Genomic DNA, 19,514 nt, shown 5'->3' on the forward strand with positions numbered 1-19,514 from the left:
ACCTCTTTCAGGGAAATGGTTATGACGGTACATCACTCCGTTACGCAACAAGGTTCACCCGCTTCCGCCGCCGATGCGCGGCTGGAAACCACCACCGGGCGCAAAGATTTCTGGCGCGCCACCTTCTCCTGCTGGCTGGGCACCGCGATGGAATACGCGGATTTCGCCCTGTATGGCCTTGCTGCCGGCATCATTTTTGGCGATGTATTCTTCCCCGAAGCCACCCCGGCAATGGCGCTGCTCTCCAGCTTTGCCACCTGGTCGGTCGGCTTTATTGCACGCCCGATCGGGGCGCTGCTGTTTGGCTGGATTGGCGATCGCAAGGGCCGCAAGGTCGTGATGATCAGCACCATCATTCTGATGGGTGCTTCAACCACGCTGATCGGCCTGATTCCTTCCTATGCAACGATTGGCCTGTGGGCGCCGGCCTGCCTGGTGCTGCTGCGTTTCACGCAGGGGCTGGGCGCCGGCGCAGAGCTCTCGGGCGGCACGGTGATGCTGGGTGAATACGCGCCGGTTGAGCGCCGTGGCCTGGTGTCGTCGGTGATTGCGCTTGGTTCCAACAGCGGCACGCTGATTGCATCGCTGGTGTGGCTGGCGGTGATTCAGATGGATAAAGCCACGCTGCTCGACTGGGGCTGGCGTATTCCGTTCCTCAGCAGTGTGTTGATTGCTGCGGTCGCGCTGTGGATTCGCCGTCATCTGCGTGAAACGCCGGTGTTTGAGCGTCAGCAGGCGGAACTGCAGGCGCAACGCCATGAAACGCTGGCGCAAAGCGCGACGCAACCCGACAGCCGTAGCTTCTGGCAGCGCAGCCGCGCCTTCTGGACCATGGTAGGCCTGCGCATCGGTGAGAACGGCCCGTCCTATCTGGCACAGGGCTTTATCGTCGGCTACGTCGCCAAAGTGCTGATGCTGGACAAATCGGTGCCGACCACCGCGGTGTTCATCGCCTCGCTGCTCGGTTTCCTGATCATCCCGTTTGCCGGCTGGCTGTCGGACCGCTTTGGCCGACGCATCACCTATCGCGGCTTCTGCCTGTTACTGATGGTTTACGCCTGGCCCGCCTTTAGCCTGATGGACAGCCGCGAGCCGGCCATCGTGATTCCGGTGATTGTAGTGGGCATGGCGCTGGCGTCGCTGGGCATCTTTGGCGTGCAGGCGGCGTGGGGCGTGGAGATGTTTGGCGTTAAACACCGTTACACCAAAATGGCGGTTGCCAAAGAGCTGGGGTCTATCCTTTCAGGAGGCACCGCACCGCTGGTGGCGGCGGCGCTGCTGTCGTTTACCGGCCACTGGTGGCCGATTGCCGTGTACTTCTCGGCCATGGCGACCATCGGTTTCCTCACCACCTTCGTGGCACCGGAAACGCGCGGACGCGATCTGAATCTGCCGGAGGATGCTATCTGACGCGCAGGATCGTGCAACATTCTTTGATTACGCTGGCCGGTACTCCCGGCCAGCGGCATTAACGCAGAGGCAATATTGGCGAAATCCCCAACCGGAAATGTGACACGCAGTGACGTCGCCAAAGCCGCCGGAACCTCGGTGGCGGTGGTCAGCTATGTGATCAACAACGGACCGCGTCCGGTGGCCGAAGCCACGCGTCAGCGCGTGCTGGCCGCCATCCAGCAAACCGGCTATCGCCCGAATGCGGTGGCGCGCGCGCTGGCCTCCGGCAGTACCAAAACCTTTGGCCTGATCGTGCCGAATATCGCAAACCCGTTTGTCGCCTCAATGGCGCACGTGCTGCTGCAGGAGTCGCTGAACCACGGCCACGTAATGCTGCTGGGCGATGCCGGCGACGATCGCCAGCGCGAGCTGGAGCTGATCCAGGGTTTGCTGAATCGTCAGGTTGATGGCCTGTTTTACACCAGCGTCGATCGCCATCCCTATATTGATGTCATCCAGGCGAGCGGAACGCCGCTGGTGATGCTGGACCGCATCGAACCGCGCCCCGGCGTCAGCATGCTGTGCGTGAACGAACGTGAAGCGGCGCGCCAGGTCACGGCGCATCTGCTCAGCCACGGCTATCAGCAGGTCGGCATGATCAGCGGTCCGCGCGAGATGCTTAACGCGCAGGATCGTATTCAGGGCTGGCGCGACGCCATGGCGCAGCACGGGCTGACGGTAGATGAAGCGCTGATTTTTCCGGCCGGCTATTCACGCCAGGGCGGTTACGACGCCGGGCAACGCATGATTGCCAGCGGCCGGGTGCCGCGCGCGCTGTTTACCAGTAACGAAGGGCAGGCGATTGGCTGTATCCGCGCGCTGTCCGAACACGGTCTGCGCGTGCCGCACGATGTCGCGCTGGTGTGTTTCAACGGTACCGAGCAGTCGGCCTTTCATGTGCCCACGCTCACCACCGTGCGCCAGCCGCTACGCGAAATGGCACGCAGCGCCATCGCCATGCTGAAAAACGGTCATGGCGAGGCGCAGCTGGCCGAATTTCCTCACCATCTGGAGATCGGTGAGTCCTGTGGCTGCCAGCTATCTCAACAAAAATAAATATATAACATTATGAAAAGACTAATTATTGATTGTGATCCGGGGAATGGTATTGCTGGCGCTAACACCGATGACGGGCTGGCACTGGCCTTAGCGCTGGCGTCACGCGCGCTGGCCGTTGAGCTGATCACCACCGTGAGCGGCAACACGCCGAGCGCGGTGGGAGCGCGGGTGGCTAAAGATCTGCTGCAGCGGCTCGGACTGAACATTCCGGTAGTGCAGGGCGCGCTGCAGGCGCTGCGCGAAGATCCGGCGCCGTGGCGCGCGCGGCTGGATAACGTCGCCGACCCGGCGCTGGGCGAACTGTGGCGCGGCGTGCGTCAGCCACAGACGGTGGCAGCGGACGGCAACGATGCGGCGGGCGTGATGGGCCAGCTGATTTGTGACAATCCCGGCGAGTTTACGCTGGTGGCGATCGGCCCGCTGACCAACGTGGCGCAGGCGCTGCAGCGCTATCCGCAGATGGCGGATTCCGTAGCGGAGATCGTCATCATGGGCGGCGTATTCGCGCTGGATGACTACATCAAAGACACCAATTTTGGCCTCGATCCGGAAGCGGCGCATCAGGTGCTGCACAGCGGCGCCACCATCACGCTGGTGCCAATGGATGCCACCACGCAGACGCTGCTGACTCATCAGGATCTCACGCGCCTGACCGCCTGCGATCATCCACTGCCGCAGTTTGTGCGCGAAACGCTGCGACCGTGGATTGATTACTCCATCCGCACCCGCCATCTGCCGGGCTGCTGGATCCACGATGCGCTGGTCATTGCCTGGCTGCTCAACCAGCGCGTGGCGGACGGCGTGGATTATCACGTCGATATTGAGCTGCGTCCCGGTGCCACGCGCGGCAAGACCTGGCGCTATCGCACGCCGCTGCGGTTGGATGTCGGCGTGCCGGCGGACGCGGGCGCACTGGTGCATGTGATGCAGAACGTAAACAATCCGCTGCTGCTGGAAGTGATTGAGCAGACGTTCAACGGATTGAAACGCTGAGATTTTGCCGCGGCGCGCGGTCTCCCGGCCGGAGTACCGTGCGCCGCTTTCCTGCCGACACGCTTCCTTACATCGCGAATCACTCGCTGACAATTCCCCGCCGCGCGGCGCCTTTCTGACATGCTATATACAAATGGTTAACACAATAATAACCAGTGCAACCATTCGCTGGATAACGTTCCAATAAAAATCTGGCCGCGAGCCGGAAGCAATCAGACAGGATACCCTTATGTTTAACTGGACTGCGACCCAGCGCAACGTGGCTTTCGCCAGTTTCGCCAGCTGGACGCTGGATGCGTTCGACTTCTTTATTCTGGTGTTTGTGCTCAGCGATCTTGCGCGCTACTTCAACACCAGCGTCTCCGATGTTTCCATTGCCATTATGCTGACGCTGGCCGTACGGCCGGTAGGCGCATTGATCTTTGGCCGGCTGGCGGAAAAATATGGCCGCCGGCCGATCCTGATGCTCAACATCGTGCTGTTTTCGCTGTTTGAGTTGCTGTCGGCATGGTCACCCAACTTTGCTGCCTTCCTGACCTTCCGCGTAATTTACGGCGTGGCGATGGGCGGCATCTGGGGCGTGGCCTCTTCGCTGGCGATGGAAACCATTCCCGACCGTTCGCGCGGCCTGATGTCCGGCATCTTCCAGGCTGGTTATCCGTGCGGCTATCTGCTGGCGTCGATAGTGTTTGGCCTGTTCTTCGAACAGGTGGGCTGGCGCGGCATGTTCCTGATTGGCGCGTTGCCGATTCTGCTGCTGCCGTTTATCTATTTTAAAGTGCCGGAATCGCCGGTATGGCTGGCGGCACGCGAGCGTAAAGAGAATCACGCGTTGCTGCCCATCATCCGCCAGCACTGGAAAATTTGTATTTACATGGTGCTGCTGATGGCCTGTTTTAACTTCTTCAGCCACGGCACGCAGGATCTCTACCCGACGTTCCTGAAAGTGCAGCACCAGTTTGACGCCCACACGGTGAGCATTATCGCCATCGGCTATAACATCGCGGCGATGCTCGGCGGCATTACGTTCGGCTCGCTGTCCGAGCGTATCGGGCGTAAAAAAGCCATCATGCTGGCGTCGTTTCTGGCGCTGCCGGTGCTGCCGCTGTGGGCGTTCTCCAGCGGTTCCTGGGCGATTGGTATCGGCGCGTTCCTGATGCAGTTTATGGTGCAGGGCGCATGGGGCGTGGTGCCGACCTACCTGACCGAGCTGGTGCCGGCCAATGCGCGTGCGGTACTGCCGGGCTTCGTTTACCAGCTGGGGAATTTAATTGCTTCGGTCAACGCCACGCTGCAGTCCCGCATTGCCGAAGCCCATGGCGGTAACTACGGACTGGGCATGGCGATTGTCGCCGGCACGGTGGCGGTGCTGATTTGCGTGTTCGTGGCGTTTGGCCGCGAGACGCGCGGCATCGAAATATCCGGGGCGGTGGCGAAAGAGACGCGTTAACGCGCCTCGCAGACGTCAATCCATTTCGCCGCCGTGAGTTCAGCCATGCGCTGCGGCGAAATGCGCACCGCGCTGTGAATCGAACCGGCCGCAGGTAACACTTCATCGAAACTGCGCAGCGACACATCGCAATAGACGGTCAGCGGATTTTCCAGCCCGAACGGGCACACGCCGCCGACCGGATGGCCGGTCCAGTTCACCACTTCATCCACGCTCAGCATGCGCGCTTTTGCCCCGAGCGCCGCCTTCAGCTTGCGGTTATCCAGCCGGGCGTCACCGCGCGTGACAATCAGCACCACGCTCTCTTTCACTTTCAGCGACAGGGTTTTGGCGATTTGCCCCGGCGTCACGCCATGTACGCGTGCGGCCAGTTCTACGGTGGCAGTGCTTTCCGGCATCTCGATGATGTCGATATCCGGTGCGTGTTCGGCAAAGAAGTGCCGTACCGACTCCAGGCTCATTTTTTTCTCCGGTAAAAACAGAGCGTAAAAGCTGCCATAAGGCGGGAAAGCTGTAAACGGGAGAAACGGAGAATCTGTAACAGAATACGCCGCGCTTACACGGCATTTAACGTGCAGTTACCGCAGCGTTCGACGTCCGGAATGCGATAGCGCTGGCAGCAGCTGCGCCGCTCCATCGCGCCGTTACGCGGGATCATGGTGCGATACAGCGGATTATCACTGCCGTCGGACAGGGATTTGCTGAAAAACAGCGCCTGTTCGAGTTGATGCCGGGTAGCCGCAGGCAGCTGCTGCTGCAGTTCGCCAAGGAACCAGTAAAACGAGAAGCCTAAGTTATTCCAGATCAGCCGCGCGTTGATGTCACCGTGCTGCGCCATGCCGTTAACGGCGGGGATCAGGCTATGTTGAATCAGGCGTTCGATACGCTGCTGCGGAGTGAGATAGCGCGCATCCTCATCCTCCTGCACATCAATCCAGAAGGCACACGGATGGCCGTTTTCGTGGAACTCAACGTGGATACGCTGCGGCGAGCAGTCGAGCGCACGCGGCTCCTGCAGCAGCGCCAGCATTAATGGCGGCAGCAGCAGGCCAAAATACCACTGGGCCCACAGCGACTGCAGCGGTTTGGCTTCCTGCGGAACATCAGGATGGTGGCGATAGAGATAGTCGCTGTAACGCTGCGTCAGGCGGCGATAGTGAAACGGCGTGGACCATTCGGCCAGCGTCAGGGTGCCTGCGGGGGCCGGCTGGCCCAGCTTCACGTTTTCCCGCATGTAGCTGCGCTGGTCGCACATCAGATCTTCCAGCGCGCTGGCTAAGCTGCGATCGCTCTGCATAAAGATCAGCGGATGCGCGCTAAAGCGATGATCCTGACGCGTGATGATGGCCATGCGGCTCCTGAGTGAAAACGGGAAGCGAAAAACAAATGATAATCGTTCCCGATTCACTGAGCAAGATGCCAGCAGCGCTCACTGCCTGGCCACCGCGCATTTTGCGTGAAATCCCCCGGAGAGGGTGCGGCGTTGTCACCGCACCGCTTACACCAGATCGCTGCTTACCGGCGCCAGCTTCGGTAAATCCTCCCACGCCAGAATGGTGTTACGTCCCTGATTCTTCGCCACGTACAGCGCGCGGTCGGCGTTGGCCACCGCCTGGTCGAAGTCTTCTGCGAAAATCGGCGCGATACCGGCGCTGATGGTCACGTGGGTCGAGACTTTATCATTGAAGCGGTGGGGAATTTCCAGATCGACTACGTACTGACGGATGCGTTCGGCCAGCTTCATCGCAATCGAGGCGTTAACATTGGTCATCAGCACCAGAAACTCTTCGCCGCCGTAGCGCGTCACCACATCGCGCGAGCGCACCGCATCGCGAATCGCAACCGACACCCGCGCCAGCGCCTGATCGCCCATGGCATGACCGTAGTTATCGTTGTAGGCCTTAAAGTGATCAATATCCAGCAGCAGCACAAAGTGGCTGCCGGCATGATTTTCCATGATGGTATCCAGTCGGTTCTTCAGCCCGCGCCGGTTATACAGGCCGGTGAGCGGATCAAGCATGCTCAAATCGCTGAAACTTTGCTTCTCCTCATACAGCTGGCGCACCAGCCGCAGAGTGAAGGTGTCGAAGCGGCGGCGCATCAAGTGGTGCAGCGAGAAGCCGATCAGCGGCAGCGTAATGGTGAACAGAATGGTCATTAAATGCTGACCATCGTCCAGTAACAGTACAGTTAATACCGGTGGCGTAATATGTAAACAGAACGCAAGCAAATAATCACTCAGGGCAATCGCGCTGATAAAAAATACGCTCAGCAGACTGATTATTAAAAAGCTACCGTCAAAATAAAACACCAGATGGTAACGATGATTGATATGCCAGGCCCACAGCGCGCCTAATAGCAATGCGACAGGATTTAATAACGGGAATTTTAGATTTGGCGCGATTAAACATAGCGCCAGCAGCGTGGTGCTAAAGCCCGCCACCAGTGTTACCGGCAGCGAATTGATGGGATTATCCGTGCCGAAAAACGGCAGCAGACAAAAAAGCGAAACGGCGACATTCAAAAACAAAAATAGCATCAGCGACAGCCGATACTTGCTGTGTTTCAACTCATCATAAGATTGTAATTTCATTATTATTACTCGCGACAGCCCTGAAATATCAAAGCGCTACCCGCAGGAAATAATCCCACAACGCGGATAGTGAGCACGTTTTTGCTGTGTTATCAAAATAGTTATCGGCGGCAATCTATCATTTTCCAGTAATTCTGTCATCCGGCGCGGGCAGGGCAAAAAATTCGCTGCAAGATGAGAAATATTGTCATATGATAATGGGAATATTTATCATTTGAAGGGTTGCGCGATGATCATGGCGATGATGGCCGCCTGCGGCTTGTGGGGCGTAAGCTGGGTGATGGGAAAACGTCTGGATAGCGGCTGGGGCGTGTTGCTGCCCTGCGCGGCCATGCCGGTATTTGCACTGTGGGAGCCGAGTTTCAGCCAGTGGCGCTTAGTGATGATTGTCGCGCTGCTGCTCACCGTGGTGATGCTGTACCACCATCGTCTGCGTCATTATCTGCTGCTGCCTTCCTGCCTGGCGCTGGCGGGCGGTCTGGCGGCTATCTCGGTGAATTTTCACGTCATTTAACGGCGAGCAGAAACGACAATATCACGCAAAAGCGTGATAGCAGCGGTAACAATCAATGGGGATGTACTGCAGAAGAAGTGTGACAACGTTGGTGCGAAGAGAGGGACTTGAACCCTCACGTCCGTAAGAACACTAACACCTGAAGCTAGCGCGTCTACCAATTCCGCCACCTTCGCATCGTAGTTGTCTGTTTATATCACCGCATGGTGCGAAGAGAGGGACTTGAACCCTCACGTCCGTAAGAACACTAACACCTGAAGCTAGCGCGTCTACCAATTCCGCCACCTTCGCGCAGTGCACGCGATATAAACTTTGTGATTATTGGTGCGAAGAGAGGGACTTGAACCCTCACGTCCGTAAGGACACTAACACCTGAAGCTAGCGCGTCTACCAATTCCGCCACCTTCGCTTACCTGCAATACATTACAGTATTGCTAACCACGGAGGCGCATTTTAGAGATTTTACTCATTGCGTCAACACATATTTTGCGACGGTGAAACGACTGCTGCAAAAAGCAACGTTTTCCCCGTCGCATCGCGGATTTTACTACGCTTAGCGCGCTTTCGCGCCACGGCCATATACGGCGCGATACACTTTAAAGCGGCCAGTCTGCGCCAGCACTTCATGGTTACCGAAGGTTTCATCCAGCACCTGCGGATAAGGCAGGAAGGCGTTGGCCACGATGCGCAGCTCGCCGCCGCTGTTGAGATGCTTCACCGCACCGCGAATCAGCGTGTGGGCGGCATCAAGGCTGGTTTGCAGACCGTCATGGAACGGCGGGTTAGAGATGATCAGATCAAAACGGCCGCTGACGTCCGAGAACACGTTACTGGCAAACACTTCGCCTTCCAGACCGTTAGCGGCCAGCGTGGCTTTACTCGCCTCGATGGCGGCGGCGTGCACATCGCACAGCCACAGCCGGACTTTCGGCGAATGCTGCGCCAGCGCGGCGGCTAATACGCCACTGCCACAGCCGATATCCAGCACTTTGCCTTTGGTGTGCGGCGTCAGCGTGGAAAGCAGCAGATCGCTGCCGATATCCAGCCCGTCGCGGCTGAACACGCCCGGCAGGGTATGAATGGTGAGATCGTCCAGCTGATAGCGATTGCCGAACGCGCTGGCGTCAAAGCTGGCCTGCTGCGTCAGCTGACCGTGATACAGCCCGCAGCGGCGCGCGCTGTCGATTTTCTCCAGCGTGGCCCAGCTCTCCAGCATGCCTTCGGCGCTGCGCACGCCGCTGCGGTTTTCACCGACGACAAAAATATCGCAGCCCAGCGGCAGCAGCGACAGCAGGTTTTGCAGCTGGAACTGCGCTTCCGGTTTGTTCTTCGGCCAGAAATAGACCAGCGTGTCGCAACCGGCTACGTCGGCCGCACCGGCCACCAGCCCATACACTGCCTGTTCACCGAGGCGACGGCTGAGGTTCTGCCAGTGATGGTACTGCTGAGTGTGCACGCGGCTCGACGCGGTCTCCAGCTGGGCGGGCAGGTCATCCTGCAGGTCGCCGGCGAACAGTACGTGGCGGGCGGTAAATTCATCACTGTGGCGCAGAATCACTTCGCTGGCCGGGGTAAAAGCAGACATGGAACGCTCCTGTTAAATCAGAGCGGCGATTATAGTGCTTTGTTGGCGCATGTTCGATGGGTTTGCTAGCATAGCGTCGCATTCTGGCAGGATTACAGGTAACAGCATGAGCACAAGGCGCGACTGGCTTCTACAGCAAATGGGGATTACGCAGTATCAGCTGCGACGTCCGCGCGTGCTGCAAGGTGAAATTGCCGTCACGCTAACGCCGGACACGCGGCTGGTGCTGGTCGCTGAGCAGGCGCCGGATCTGCAGGAGCCGCTGGTGCGTGACGTACTGCGGACGCTGAGCATTCAGCCGGGGCAGGTAATGACGCTGACGCCAGAACAGCTGCCGATGCTGCCGGAGCAGGTCGACTGTGCTGGCTGGCTGCTGGGTGTGACCAGCGATCATCCTTTTAACGGCATCACGTTCACCAGCGCCGTTTTCAATGAATTAATCAGCAGCGGCGCGGCCAAACGCGCGCTGTGGCAACAGATGTGTAACCATGACAGCTATCTCTTTCATCACCCCTGATATACAGCCGCGGCTGCTGGAGATCGAGCGCCGCGCGCATGCGTTTCCGTGGAGCGAGCAGACCTTTGCCAGCAATCAGGGTGAACGTTACGTCAATCTTTGCCTGCACGCGGACGGCCAGCTGGCCGGCTTCGCCATCACCCAGGTGGTGCTGGATGAAGCGTCGTTGTTCAACATCGCGGTCGATCCCGCGTTCCAGCGCCGCGGCTATGCGCGTCAGCTGCTACAGCAGCTGATTGCCGAACTGGAGCAGCGTGCGGTGATGACGCTGTGGCTGGAGGTACGCGCCTCCAATCAGCCCGCCATTGCGCTGTATCAGCAGCTGGATTTTCATCAGGTCAGCGTGCGGCCAAACTACTATCCCACCGCCAGCGGGCGCGAGGATGCCATCATCATGGCGCTCACGCTCTGACGTTATTCAAAAGGGGCACTATGTTAAACGACTGGGACTGCATCCTGTTCGATGCGGATGACACACTTTTCCACTTCGACGCCTTCGCCGGCCTGCAGCGCATGTTTGCCAGCTACGACGTGCACTTCAGCGATCAGGATTACGCTGATTATCAGGCCGTCAACAAACCGCTGTGGGTCGATTACCAGAACGGCACCATTTCAGCGTTACAGCTTCAGACGCGCCGCTTCACGCTGTGGGGCGAAAAACTGCGCGTGGCGCCGGAAGTGCTTAACAGCGACTTTCTTAATGCGATGGCCGAGATCTGCCTGCCGCTGGATGGCGCAGCCCGCCTGCTGGATACGCTCAAGGGCAAGGTAAAAATCGCCATCATCACCAACGGTTTTACGGCGCTGCAGCAGGCGCGCCTTGAACGCACCGGTTTCCGTGACTACTTTGACGCGCTGGTGATCTCCGAACAGGTGGGCGTACCCAAGCCGGACGCGGCGATTTTTGACCATACGCTGCAGCTGCTGGGCAATCCCGATCGCCGCCGGGTATTAATGGTCGGCGACACGCCGGAATCGGATATTCTTGGTGGTATGAATGCCGGCGTGAAAACCTGCTGGATCGATCACGGCACGCGTCCGCTGCCGGCGCACATCACGCCCACCTGGCAGGTGAAAACCTTGCCTGAGCTGCAATCTATTCTGACTGCTTAACAATCCCGACACCCGCTATTTTAGCGAATTAAACCAGTCTGGTTCGCCTGGCTGGTTTTTTTCACTGTCAGTTTGCCTTTATCACCCCTTTTTTACCGCCTGCCTGGATTTTATCGCGTGCAGACAAAATGCGTGTCGCTCAGCGCCATTTTTTTTATGACAATTTTTAATGATCGCGCGAGCAAAATTTCATCTTTCATTTACAATCTTTCACAGTTTTAATGTATTGCTAAGAATAGTCTTAGGTTTGCGGGCAAAAGTGACGCAAATTTGCATTAAAAATATTTGTTAACCTTTACTGAACTAATTTCCTCTGCTAGCGGCGCGTTGAAATTTTGTCAGGCTTCTGTAAACTTCCGTCAGACATTAACAAATGGATTGTGATTGCATGCTCACGGGCAGGTTTTACCTGGCTCGTGCGGTAGCTATGATGTTTCCAGTCTTTTATATGTTGTTGATATATCTCAATAAATAGCACTACTGCCAGCGAATGCCGTAAGTTGTTGCTGTTATCCTCTTAATCGTTACCGATTAACCAGATTCATTGAACGTGATAGTTTTTAACCCAGGGATGGCATAAGAGAAACCGAGGTTTGGCTGTGGCCAACCCCTTCGCTTAGCAAAAATTGATCATGTTGCTGATCGTTTGTGAAACGATCAGAATTCTTCCGACATCATCCCTGTCACTAATGTTGCATTTTTAATACTTAATTCAGACTGATCAATTTTTGCCTCGCTGGCGCGATGCATTAGCCACACCCATTAAAGGGTCAACTTTTTAACTGGTACTGAATCGACGCCGGCTCCCGCCGTGCGCACGGTTCATTTTGCTCTTAACCGGCCTCTGGCCACTTTTTAGGCGTTAATGGAACTAAACATGAAGAAAATGGTGAATCTCCGTATGGCGTTGGGCCTGATGTTTGTTTTCGCAGTGGCTGGCTGTAAAGCACCGCCAAAGATGACAGACGACACGATTGTCAGCAGCACCGTTGACGGCGTCACGCTGTCGCACCGTTATGCCGTCCAGCCGCCGGCACAGTTCAGTCCGGTGAACGAAGCTTATCGCGCGCTCTATCCGGCTTCGATCATGACCCGCCCCAGCTTCGGCGGCAAAGTGGTGGATACGCTGAAAAGCGGTGAAACCTACACCGTGATTGGCCAGGTTGAAAATAACTGGCTGGCACTTGGCGAGTCGGCGCAGGCCGCAGACGAAGCGCAGCCTGAGACTGCACCGGCCGATGACAAAAAAGCGCAGCAGCCGGCGGCTCAGCCTGCGGTGCAGCTGATCGGTTATGTCCCGTTCCGCGCGGTGGTGAAAAGCGCGCTGTATGAGCAGACCATCAAAGCGGATCAGCCGAAGCGTCGCGCCCGCGCCAGCAGCAAGAAAAAGACCTGCGTCGCGGTGGATGGCGACAGCAAAGCGTGCCAGAACAGCAACAGCGGCACCTGGATCATCAACTAACGCGGTAAGCAGGGAGGGCTGAATGATGACGATGTTTTCTCTCCGCCGCGCCGGATTACTGCTGCTGGCTTGCCTGCTGGCCGCCTGCAGCAGCAACAGTCCGGCGCCGGTTGCGCGCTACAATCTCGACTTTCAGGCGCATCCGCAGATCAACGCGGGTGCGCCGCTCAAAGTCCGGGTGATGTTGCTGACCTCCGATGCGGAATTCATGTCCGCTGATTTCTACTCCCTGCAGAACCAGCCCGCCACCGCGTTGGGCAGCACGCTGCTCAACAATCAGCAGTTCTTCCTGATGTCAGGTCAGCTGAGTAAAACCCTCAGCGCGAAAAGCCTGCCGGAAGCGCGCTTCATCGGCATCATGGCCGAGTATCAGGCGCTGGACGGTAAAGTCTGGCGCCTCGCGCTGCCCTTCCCGGATGGCGACGACAGCGCATTCTGGCAGTTCTGGAAAAATAACGATGGTGAGTTGAATGCCCGCGTCGTGGCGGATATCAACGGCCTGCGCGTGGTTAAGCAGTAAGGATGCCTATGAACCGAGCCGAAAAGGTTGTCTGGACCGAGGGGATGTTCCTGCGCCCTCACCATTTCCAGCAGTCGGAAAATTTTCTACACAGCACCCTGCGCGAGTGGGGGCAGTCGCAGCGCGCCTACACCTGGGGTTTTTTTGATCTCGAATTTGATGAAGCACTGCTGCGCCAGGGAAAACTGGCGCTGAGTGCCGCCAGCGGATGTCTGCCTGACGGCACCTTTTTCTCTTTCAGCCAGCCACAGCACGGTCCGGCCCCGCTGGATCTGCCGGCGAATGTCGATCGCAGCAAAGTGGTACTGGCGATCCCGGCCCGGCGCAACGGGCGTGAAGCGGTGGCGTTTCAGGAGACGCAGGATTCACTGGCGCGCTATCTGGCGTGGGAAGCCGAAGTCGAAGATGACAACGCTCAGGCGGTCGGCGCTGCCACCGTTCAGTTCGGAAAACTGCGCCTGCGCCTGATGCTGGAACAGGATCTCACCGCAGAGTGGACGGCGATGGGCGTGGCGCAGGTGATTGAAAAACGCAGCGATAACCACGTGCGCCTCGACACCGATTACATTCCGCCGATGCTGACGCTCAACGCCAGCCGGCCGCTGCAAAGTATGCTCAATGACCTGCACGGCCTGATTCAGCAACGCAGCCAGCAGCTGAGCCAGCGCACGCCGGGTACCGGCCGTTTTAACAGTGCCGACATGGTCGATTTTATGCTGCTGACCTTGCTCAACCGTCAGCTTGGCCTGCACGCGCACTTACAGCATCTGCCGCTGCTGCACCCGGAAACGCTCTACAGTCACTGGCTGCAGCTGGCCGCTGAATTGAGCAGCTGGATGCCGGCGCGCACCCCGGACGCGCTGCCGCTGTATGACCATGACGATCTGTACAGCTGCTTTACCCGCTTAACGCTGCTGCTGCGCCAGGGACTGTCGCAGGTGATGGAAGAGAGCGCCATCCAGCTGCCGCTGACACAGCGCTCACACGGCCTCAACGTGGCCACGGTGCCGGAAAGCAGCATGGTGCGCGAGTTCGGCTTTGTGCTGGCGGTCAAAGCCAGCGTGCCGGCCGAGGCGCTGAAAACCCACTTCCCGGCGCAGATGAAAGTCGCGCCCGTCACCAAAATCCGCGATCTGGTACAGCTGCAGCTGCCTGGACTGGCGCTGAAAGCCATGCCGGGCGCGCCGCCGCAAATCCCGTGGCATGCCGGCTACAGCTATTTCGAGCTCGATAAGAACAGCGAGCTGTGGCAGGAGATGGAGCGCTCAGGTGCCTTTGCGCTGCATCTGGCCGGTGAGTTTCCGGGCCTGAACATGGAGTTCTGGGCCATTCGTAGTCAGTCAGAATAATCAAAACTGAGCACGCCGCATGATGCAGGAACAACAGAAACCGAACAGTGACGTCACACAGCAGGATGTCAGCCATCAGAATGTGCTGGTCGCCGCGGCGAATCCGCTGATTAACGCGATCCCGCAGATTCGCCACTCCGTCTCGCACGACGATCCGGCGCGGCTGCGCCAGCAGCTGATCGATCAGATCCGTCGCTTTGAGCTCAGCTGCCAGCAGTCGGGGCTGAGTTATGAAGTGATCGTCGGCGCGCGCTACTGCCTGTGCACCGCGCTGGATGAAGCGGCGGCGCTGACGCCGTGGGGCAGCCGCGGCGTGTGGACCAGCAACGGCCTGCTGGTGACGTTTCACAATGAAACCTGGGGCGGTGAGAAGTTCTTTCAGCTGCTGGCCAAGCTGTCGCAAAACCCGCGTCAGCACATCCTGCTGCTGGAGCTGATCTATTTCTGCCTGCTGCTCGGCTTTGAAGGGCGCTACCGCGTGCTGGATAACGGGCGTTCGCAGCTGGAAACCATCAAACAGCGTCTGCTGCAGATGATCAAAAGCGTGCGCGGCAGTTACCCGGCGGCGCTGTCACCGCATCCCACCGATCAGCCGGTGCTGCGCAAGCTGTGGCGGCCGATGATTCCACTGTGGGCCTGTGCGGCGGTGGCCGGCTTTGCTGCCTGCCTGTTCTACATCGTCCTGAACTGGCGTCTCGGCGACTACACCTCGCCGGTGCTGGCCAGCATCTATCAGACCGCGCTGCCGGAAGTCAAAATCAGCAATCCGGCACCGCCGCCGCCCGCCACGCTGAACCTGAAAGCGTTCCTCAAGCCGGAAATTGATGCCGGCCTGGTGGCGGTGCGCGATGAAGCCGACCAGAGCGTGGTCACCCTGAAGGGCGATGGCCTGTTCGCCTCGGCATCCACCGAAGTGCGTGGTCGCTACGATGCGGTGATTCAGCGCATTGCCGCCGCGATGAATAACGTCAGCGGGAAGATTCTGGTGATTGGCTACAGCGACAACGTGCCGATTCGCAGCGCCCGCTTCGCCTCCAACTATGAACTCTCGCTGGCGCGCGCACAGTCGGTGCAAACCCTGCTGCAGCAGCAGCTGGCACAACCGTCGCGGGTTAAAGCCGAAGGGCGTGGCGAAAGCCATCCGCTGGTGCCGAACACCAGCGCGGAGAATCGCGCCCGCAACCGTCGCGTAGAAATTACTCTGCTGGTAGCGCCGGATGCGACGCAAGCGGAACTCAACGGCCTGGCGAGAGGGAACTAATCCATGCTGAATATGCTTTTTGCGGTGCTGACCAGCCGCCTCGCCTGGGGTTTTGTCGGCATTACCGCGCTCTCCTTTATCATCTGGGTGATTGGCCCGGTGTTTTCCATTGTCGACTCGCGGCCGCTGGAGCCAGAGCAGAACCGCATCATCAGTATTGCGCTGCTCTATCTGGTGTGGGGGCTGAGCCAGGCGATTCCGCGCCTGTATAACTTCTGGCTCAACCGCAAACTGATGTCGAGCCTCGAAACCAGCAAAAGCGATGCGCCGGAGCAGGACCGCAAACGCCTGACCAATGAAGAACAGGTGCTGGCGAGCCGTTTCTCCGAAGCCACCGACATGCTGAAAAAAGCGCACTTCCAGCGCGCCAGCAGCAAGGGCGCGCCTTTCTGGGCGCAGCGCTTCAGCCATCAATACCTCTACCAGCTGCCGTGGTACATGATCATTGGCGCACCGGGTGCCGGTAAAACCACCGCGCTGGTCAACTCCGGGCTGCAGTTCCCGCTGGCGGACAAGTTCGGCAAAGCGGCGCTGCGCGGCATCGGCGGCACGCGCAACTGTGACTGGTGGTTCACCAACGAAGCGGTGCTGCTGGATACCGCCGGTCGCTATACCACCCAGGAGAGTCAGCAGGAGCGCGACGCCAGCGAGTGGCATCATTTTCTCGACCTGCTGCGTAAATATCGCGGTCGTCAGCCCGTCAATGGCGTGATTGTCACGCTCAGCGTCTCCGATTTACTGACGCAATCGCCGGAAGCGCAGCGCAATCAGGCGATCGCACTGCGTCAGCGGCTGATGGAGCTGCACGATCGCCTTGGCATTCGCTTCCCGGTTTATGTGCTGGTCACCAAAACCGACCTGCTCAAAGGCTTCCGAAGCTACTTCGCTGCGCTGGATAAAACCCAGCGCGAGCAAATCTGGGGCTTTACCTTCCCATGGGCGCAGGCGTCGACCGCAGAGTTTGAGCTTAACAGTCAGTTTCAGCAGGAGTATTCACTGCTGCAGCAGCGTCTGGATGCCGGCCTGGCCGATACGCTGTTAGCGGAAAGCGATGCGCAGGCGCGGGCGGAAAGCTATCTGTTCCCGCAGGAGTTCGCCGCGCTGCGCCCGCTGCTGGCGGAGGCGCTGGATACGCTGTTTGCCCGATCTGATTTCGAAACTCAGTTCGCGCCGCGTGGTATCTATTTCGCCAGCGGGACGCAGGAAGGGCTGCCGTTTGACCGCGTGATGGGCGAGCTGAGCCGCGCCCTGCATCTGCCGGGACAGCGCAGCGGCGAGTCCGGCAGCTGGGACCAGGTCGACAAAGCGTCACCGATCCCGCCGAACAAAGGCCAGAGCTTCTTCCTGAAAGGCGTGCTGGAAAATGTCATCTTCCAGGAGTCGGGCCTGGCAGGCAGTAACCGCTGGTGGGAGCTGCGCAATCGCGCCGGATTGTGGTCCGGCTATCTGGCGCTGCTGGTGCTGGTACTGATTGCCGGAGCGCTGTGGCTCACCAGCTACAGCAAAAACAAAGCTTATTTACAGGAGATGGCGGGTAAAACGCCGCAGGTGGAACAGCTGGGACAACAGCTGGAACGGCAGGGCAATGGCGATCTGTTTGCGCTGGTGCCGTATCTCAACACGTTACTGCAGCTGCCAAAGAGCGCCGACTTCTCGCTGGAAGATCCCCCGCTGACGCGCCGCATGGGCCTGTATCGCGGTACCGAAGTCAGCGACGCCACGCGCACCCTGTATGACAAAGCGCTGAAACAGCTGCTGCTGCCGCAGGTGGCGCAAAACATCACCCGCTGGCTGCGTAACGACAACGGCAGCGATGCGGATTACAGCTACGAAGCGCTGAAAGCTTACCAGATGCTGTATCAGCCAAAACATTATGACGGCAAATTCCTGCATGCCTGGCTGATGCTGAATATTAGCCGCGAACTGCCACAAAATGTGACGCAGCAAGAAGTGAAACAGCTGGCGTGGCATCTGCAGCAGCTGCTGGAGACACAGATTCAGTCCTCGCCGTACGCGAAGGATGACGCGCTGGTAAAGCGCGAGCAGGCGCTGATTAACCAAATGCCGCTGTCGCAGCGCGTCTACGGACGTCTGAAGCGCCTGCTGCAGCGTGACGGCAGCCTGCAACCGGTCACCCTCGCGGCGCTGGGCGGGCCGCAGAGTGAGCTGGTGTTTTCACGCAAAAGCGGCAAGTCAGTCAATGACGGCGTCGCCGGCCTGTTCACGCCTGACGGTTACTGGCAGCACGTTGATAAACAAATCGCACCGGTCACGCAGGCGCTGTTTCAGGATGATGTCTGGGTGCTGGGCGGCGTTGCCTCGCCGGAGAACAGTCAGCAGACCGATCTCGCGGTGCGCCAGCTCTACGTGCAGGATTACATCCGCCAGTGGGAGCAGTTCCTCAGCGATATCCAGCTCAACAGCAGCGCGGATTTGTCGCAGCGCATCAACACCGCACGTCTGCTGTCGGGCAACCACTCGCCGCTGCGCCAGCTGGTGGTTAACCTCAGTAAGCTGCTGACGCTGAACCGCGCACAGCCGGATGAGCAAAGTACCCAGGCACTGCCGGCGACGGGCAACAGCGCCACGCGCACTTTAGAAGCGCTGTTCAGTTCCTCCAAAGCCAGCGCGGCGCCGGGCCAGGGCGCAACCCAGCAGGCACCGGAGCAGGCGGTGGCGGTGCACTTCGCGCCTGTGCTGGAGCTGGCACAGCCGCTGCAGCAGGGCAGTAAAGTGCTGGCGGTGGATGATTTTCTGCATCAGATCGACGATCTCTACCGCTATCTGACGGCGGTGCAGGACGCCGCCAATAGCGGCATGCCGCCGCCGTCCGGTGATGCCATCAGTCGCCTGCAGGCCAGCGCCGGTCGCTTACCGGGTTCGCTGCAGAATATGGTTTCCAGCATGGCCGTGGGCGCCAGCAGTGATGCACAGCGCCGCGATATGGATAACGTGCGCAAGCGCATCACCATGGAAGTGGGCAGCTTCTGCCGCCAGGCGATTGCCGGCCGTTATCCGCTGGTGCGTAATGCGCGCAGCGAAGTGACGCCGGACGATCTGGCGCGCATGTTCGCGCCGGGCAGCGGGCTGATGGACAGCTTCTTCCGCGACAATCTGGCCAGCAAAGTGGATACCACCAACGCGGCGTGGCGTTTCACGCCAGGCATCGACGGCAAAACGCTGCCGGGCGGTGAGGCGCTGCTGCGTCCGTTCCAGCAGGCGCAGTCGATTCGTGATGCCTTCTTTGCTAACGGGGCGACCACGCCGTCGTTCCGCGTCACGCTGCGTACGGTGAAAATGGATAACGACATCCTCAACCTGACGCTCGACGTCGATGGCCAGATTCTGCGTTACAGCCACGGCCCGCAGGCGGTGCAGATGGTGAGCTGGCCCGGACCGGGCGGCACCAGCCAGGTGCGCATGCAGCTTGGCCTGACCAACGGCACCACCTCAACGCTGGTGACCAGCGGTCCGTGGGCGCTGAACCGCTTCTTCGATCGCGCTCGTGTAACCGCGGCCGGTGGCCTGACCCGCGAGGCCAGTTTTAACGTCGATGGCCATCAGGTCACGTTGTCGTTCACCCCTGGCAGTATTCGTAACCCGTTCCAGCTTCCCGGCTTTAGCTGCCCCTGAAACAGGACCTGAT

At 59.0% G+C, this 19,514-nt stretch carries 17 protein-coding genes and 3 tRNA genes; 13 read left to right on the forward strand and 7 right to left on the reverse strand.

Annotated elements, in window-relative coordinates:
• Positions 1-21: 21 nt before the first annotated feature.
• The 4 genes from K7H94_RS03115 (at position 22) to K7H94_RS03130 (ending at position 4,954) form a co-directional block, all read left to right on the forward strand.
• A complete protein-coding gene (locus K7H94_RS03115; RefSeq protein WP_058771437.1) occupies positions 22-1,410 on the forward strand; it encodes an MFS transporter in 1,389 nt (462 codons plus the stop codon).
• Positions 1,411-1,485: 75 nt separating this feature from the next.
• Positions 1,486-2,508, forward strand: coding sequence for a LacI family DNA-binding transcriptional regulator (locus K7H94_RS03120; RefSeq protein WP_058771438.1), 1,023 nt, complete (start codon positions 1,486-1,488; stop codon positions 2,506-2,508).
• Positions 2,509-2,520: 12 nt separating this feature from the next.
• Positions 2,521-3,504 (forward strand): nucleoside hydrolase, encoded by a 984-nt coding sequence (locus K7H94_RS03125; RefSeq protein WP_021506768.1) that lies wholly within the window; start codon positions 2,521-2,523, stop codon positions 3,502-3,504.
• A gap of 229 nt (positions 3,505-3,733) precedes the next feature.
• The gene (locus K7H94_RS03130; RefSeq protein ID WP_021506769.1) at positions 3,734-4,954 is read left to right on the forward strand and encodes an MFS transporter; all 1,221 of its coding nucleotides are present in this window, start codon (positions 3,734-3,736) and stop codon (positions 4,952-4,954) included.
• On the opposite strand, the gene K7H94_RS03135 is transcribed toward K7H94_RS03130, so the two are convergent.
• From K7H94_RS03135 to K7H94_RS03145, 3 genes are all read right to left on the reverse strand, one after another.
• On the reverse strand, positions 4,951-5,415 hold the full coding sequence (locus K7H94_RS03135) for a YbaK/EbsC family protein (protein WP_058757173.1): 465 nt from the start codon (positions 5,413-5,415) through the stop codon (positions 4,951-4,953). The genes K7H94_RS03130 and K7H94_RS03135 overlap by 4 nt on opposite strands.
• A gap of 95 nt (positions 5,416-5,510) precedes the next feature.
• Positions 5,511-6,305 (reverse strand): siderophore-iron reductase FhuF, encoded by a 795-nt coding sequence (fhuF, locus tag K7H94_RS03140; RefSeq protein ID WP_222951628.1) that lies wholly within the window; start codon positions 6,303-6,305, stop codon positions 5,511-5,513.
• Between the two features lie 147 nt (positions 6,306-6,452).
• The gene (locus tag K7H94_RS03145; RefSeq protein ID WP_021506772.1) at positions 6,453-7,547 is read right to left on the reverse strand and encodes a GGDEF domain-containing protein; all 1,095 of its coding nucleotides are present in this window, start codon (positions 7,545-7,547) and stop codon (positions 6,453-6,455) included.
• Between the two features lie 229 nt (positions 7,548-7,776).
• On the opposite strand from K7H94_RS03145, the gene K7H94_RS03150 reads away from it, so the two are divergent.
• Positions 7,777-8,061 carry a DUF1435 domain-containing protein gene (locus K7H94_RS03150; protein ID WP_222951629.1) on the forward strand — a complete coding sequence of 95 codons (285 nt, stop codon included), beginning with the start codon at positions 7,777-7,779 and terminating at the stop codon, positions 8,059-8,061.
• An 89-nt stretch (positions 8,062-8,150) separates the two neighbouring features.
• Here the strand turns inward: K7H94_RS03150 and K7H94_RS03155 are convergent.
• The 4 genes from K7H94_RS03155 to rsmC all read right to left on the reverse strand — a co-directional run bounded on the left by K7H94_RS03155 (position 8,151) and on the right by rsmC (position 9,646).
• Positions 8,151-8,237, reverse strand: a tRNA-Leu gene (locus tag K7H94_RS03155).
• A 28-nt stretch (positions 8,238-8,265) separates the two neighbouring features.
• A tRNA-Leu gene (locus K7H94_RS03160) sits at positions 8,266-8,352 on the reverse strand.
• 31 nt (positions 8,353-8,383) lie between these two features.
• Positions 8,384-8,470 (reverse strand) — tRNA-Leu (locus tag K7H94_RS03165).
• Between the two features lie 144 nt (positions 8,471-8,614).
• Positions 8,615-9,646: a 16S rRNA (guanine(1207)-N(2))-methyltransferase RsmC gene (gene rsmC / locus K7H94_RS03170; protein ID WP_222951630.1), complete on the reverse strand. Its 1,032-nt coding sequence runs from the start codon at positions 9,644-9,646 to the stop codon at positions 8,615-8,617.
• Positions 9,647-9,752: 106 nt separating this feature from the next.
• Here rsmC and K7H94_RS03175 point away from each other — a divergent pair, with 106 nt between their 5' ends.
• The 8 genes from K7H94_RS03175 to tssM all read left to right on the forward strand — a co-directional run bounded on the left by K7H94_RS03175 (position 9,753) and on the right by tssM (position 19,501).
• On the forward strand, positions 9,753-10,163 hold the full coding sequence (locus tag K7H94_RS03175; protein ID WP_222951631.1) for a DNA polymerase III subunit psi: 411 nt from the start codon (positions 9,753-9,755) through the stop codon (positions 10,161-10,163).
• The gene (gene rimI / locus K7H94_RS03180) at positions 10,135-10,575 is read left to right on the forward strand and encodes a ribosomal protein S18-alanine N-acetyltransferase (protein WP_222951632.1); all 441 of its coding nucleotides are present in this window, start codon (positions 10,135-10,137) and stop codon (positions 10,573-10,575) included. The genes K7H94_RS03175 and rimI overlap by 29 nt, the downstream gene beginning before the upstream one ends.
• Positions 10,576-10,595: 20 nt before the next feature.
• Positions 10,596-11,276 (forward strand): pyrimidine 5'-nucleotidase, encoded by a 681-nt coding sequence (gene yjjG, locus K7H94_RS03185; RefSeq protein WP_021506777.1) that lies wholly within the window; start codon positions 10,596-10,598, stop codon positions 11,274-11,276.
• Between the two features lie 865 nt (positions 11,277-12,141).
• Positions 12,142-12,738: an SH3 domain-containing protein gene (locus K7H94_RS03190; protein ID WP_031279568.1), complete on the forward strand. Its 597-nt coding sequence runs from the start codon at positions 12,142-12,144 to the stop codon at positions 12,736-12,738.
• Between the two features lie 22 nt (positions 12,739-12,760).
• On the forward strand, positions 12,761-13,258 hold the full coding sequence (tssJ, locus tag K7H94_RS03195) for a type VI secretion system lipoprotein TssJ (protein ID WP_222951633.1): 498 nt from the start codon (positions 12,761-12,763) through the stop codon (positions 13,256-13,258).
• Between the two features lie 8 nt (positions 13,259-13,266).
• Positions 13,267-14,607 (forward strand): type VI secretion system baseplate subunit TssK, encoded by a 1,341-nt coding sequence (gene tssK / locus K7H94_RS03200; protein WP_058771443.1) that lies wholly within the window; start codon positions 13,267-13,269, stop codon positions 14,605-14,607.
• 19 nt (positions 14,608-14,626) lie between these two features.
• Entirely contained in the window at positions 14,627-15,868 is a 1,242-nt protein-coding gene (locus K7H94_RS03205; protein ID WP_021506782.1) for a DotU family type VI secretion system protein, read from the forward strand.
• A gap of 3 nt (positions 15,869-15,871) precedes the next feature.
• Complete coding sequence (gene tssM, locus K7H94_RS03210) at positions 15,872-19,501, forward strand: type VI secretion system membrane subunit TssM (protein WP_222951634.1); 3,630 nt, start codon at positions 15,872-15,874, stop codon at positions 19,499-19,501.
• The last annotated feature ends 13 nt before the right edge of the window (positions 19,502-19,514 follow it).

This window comes from Pantoea dispersa, assembly GCF_019890955.1.
Lineage (GTDB): Bacteria > Pseudomonadota > Gammaproteobacteria > Enterobacterales > Enterobacteriaceae > Pantoea > Pantoea dispersa.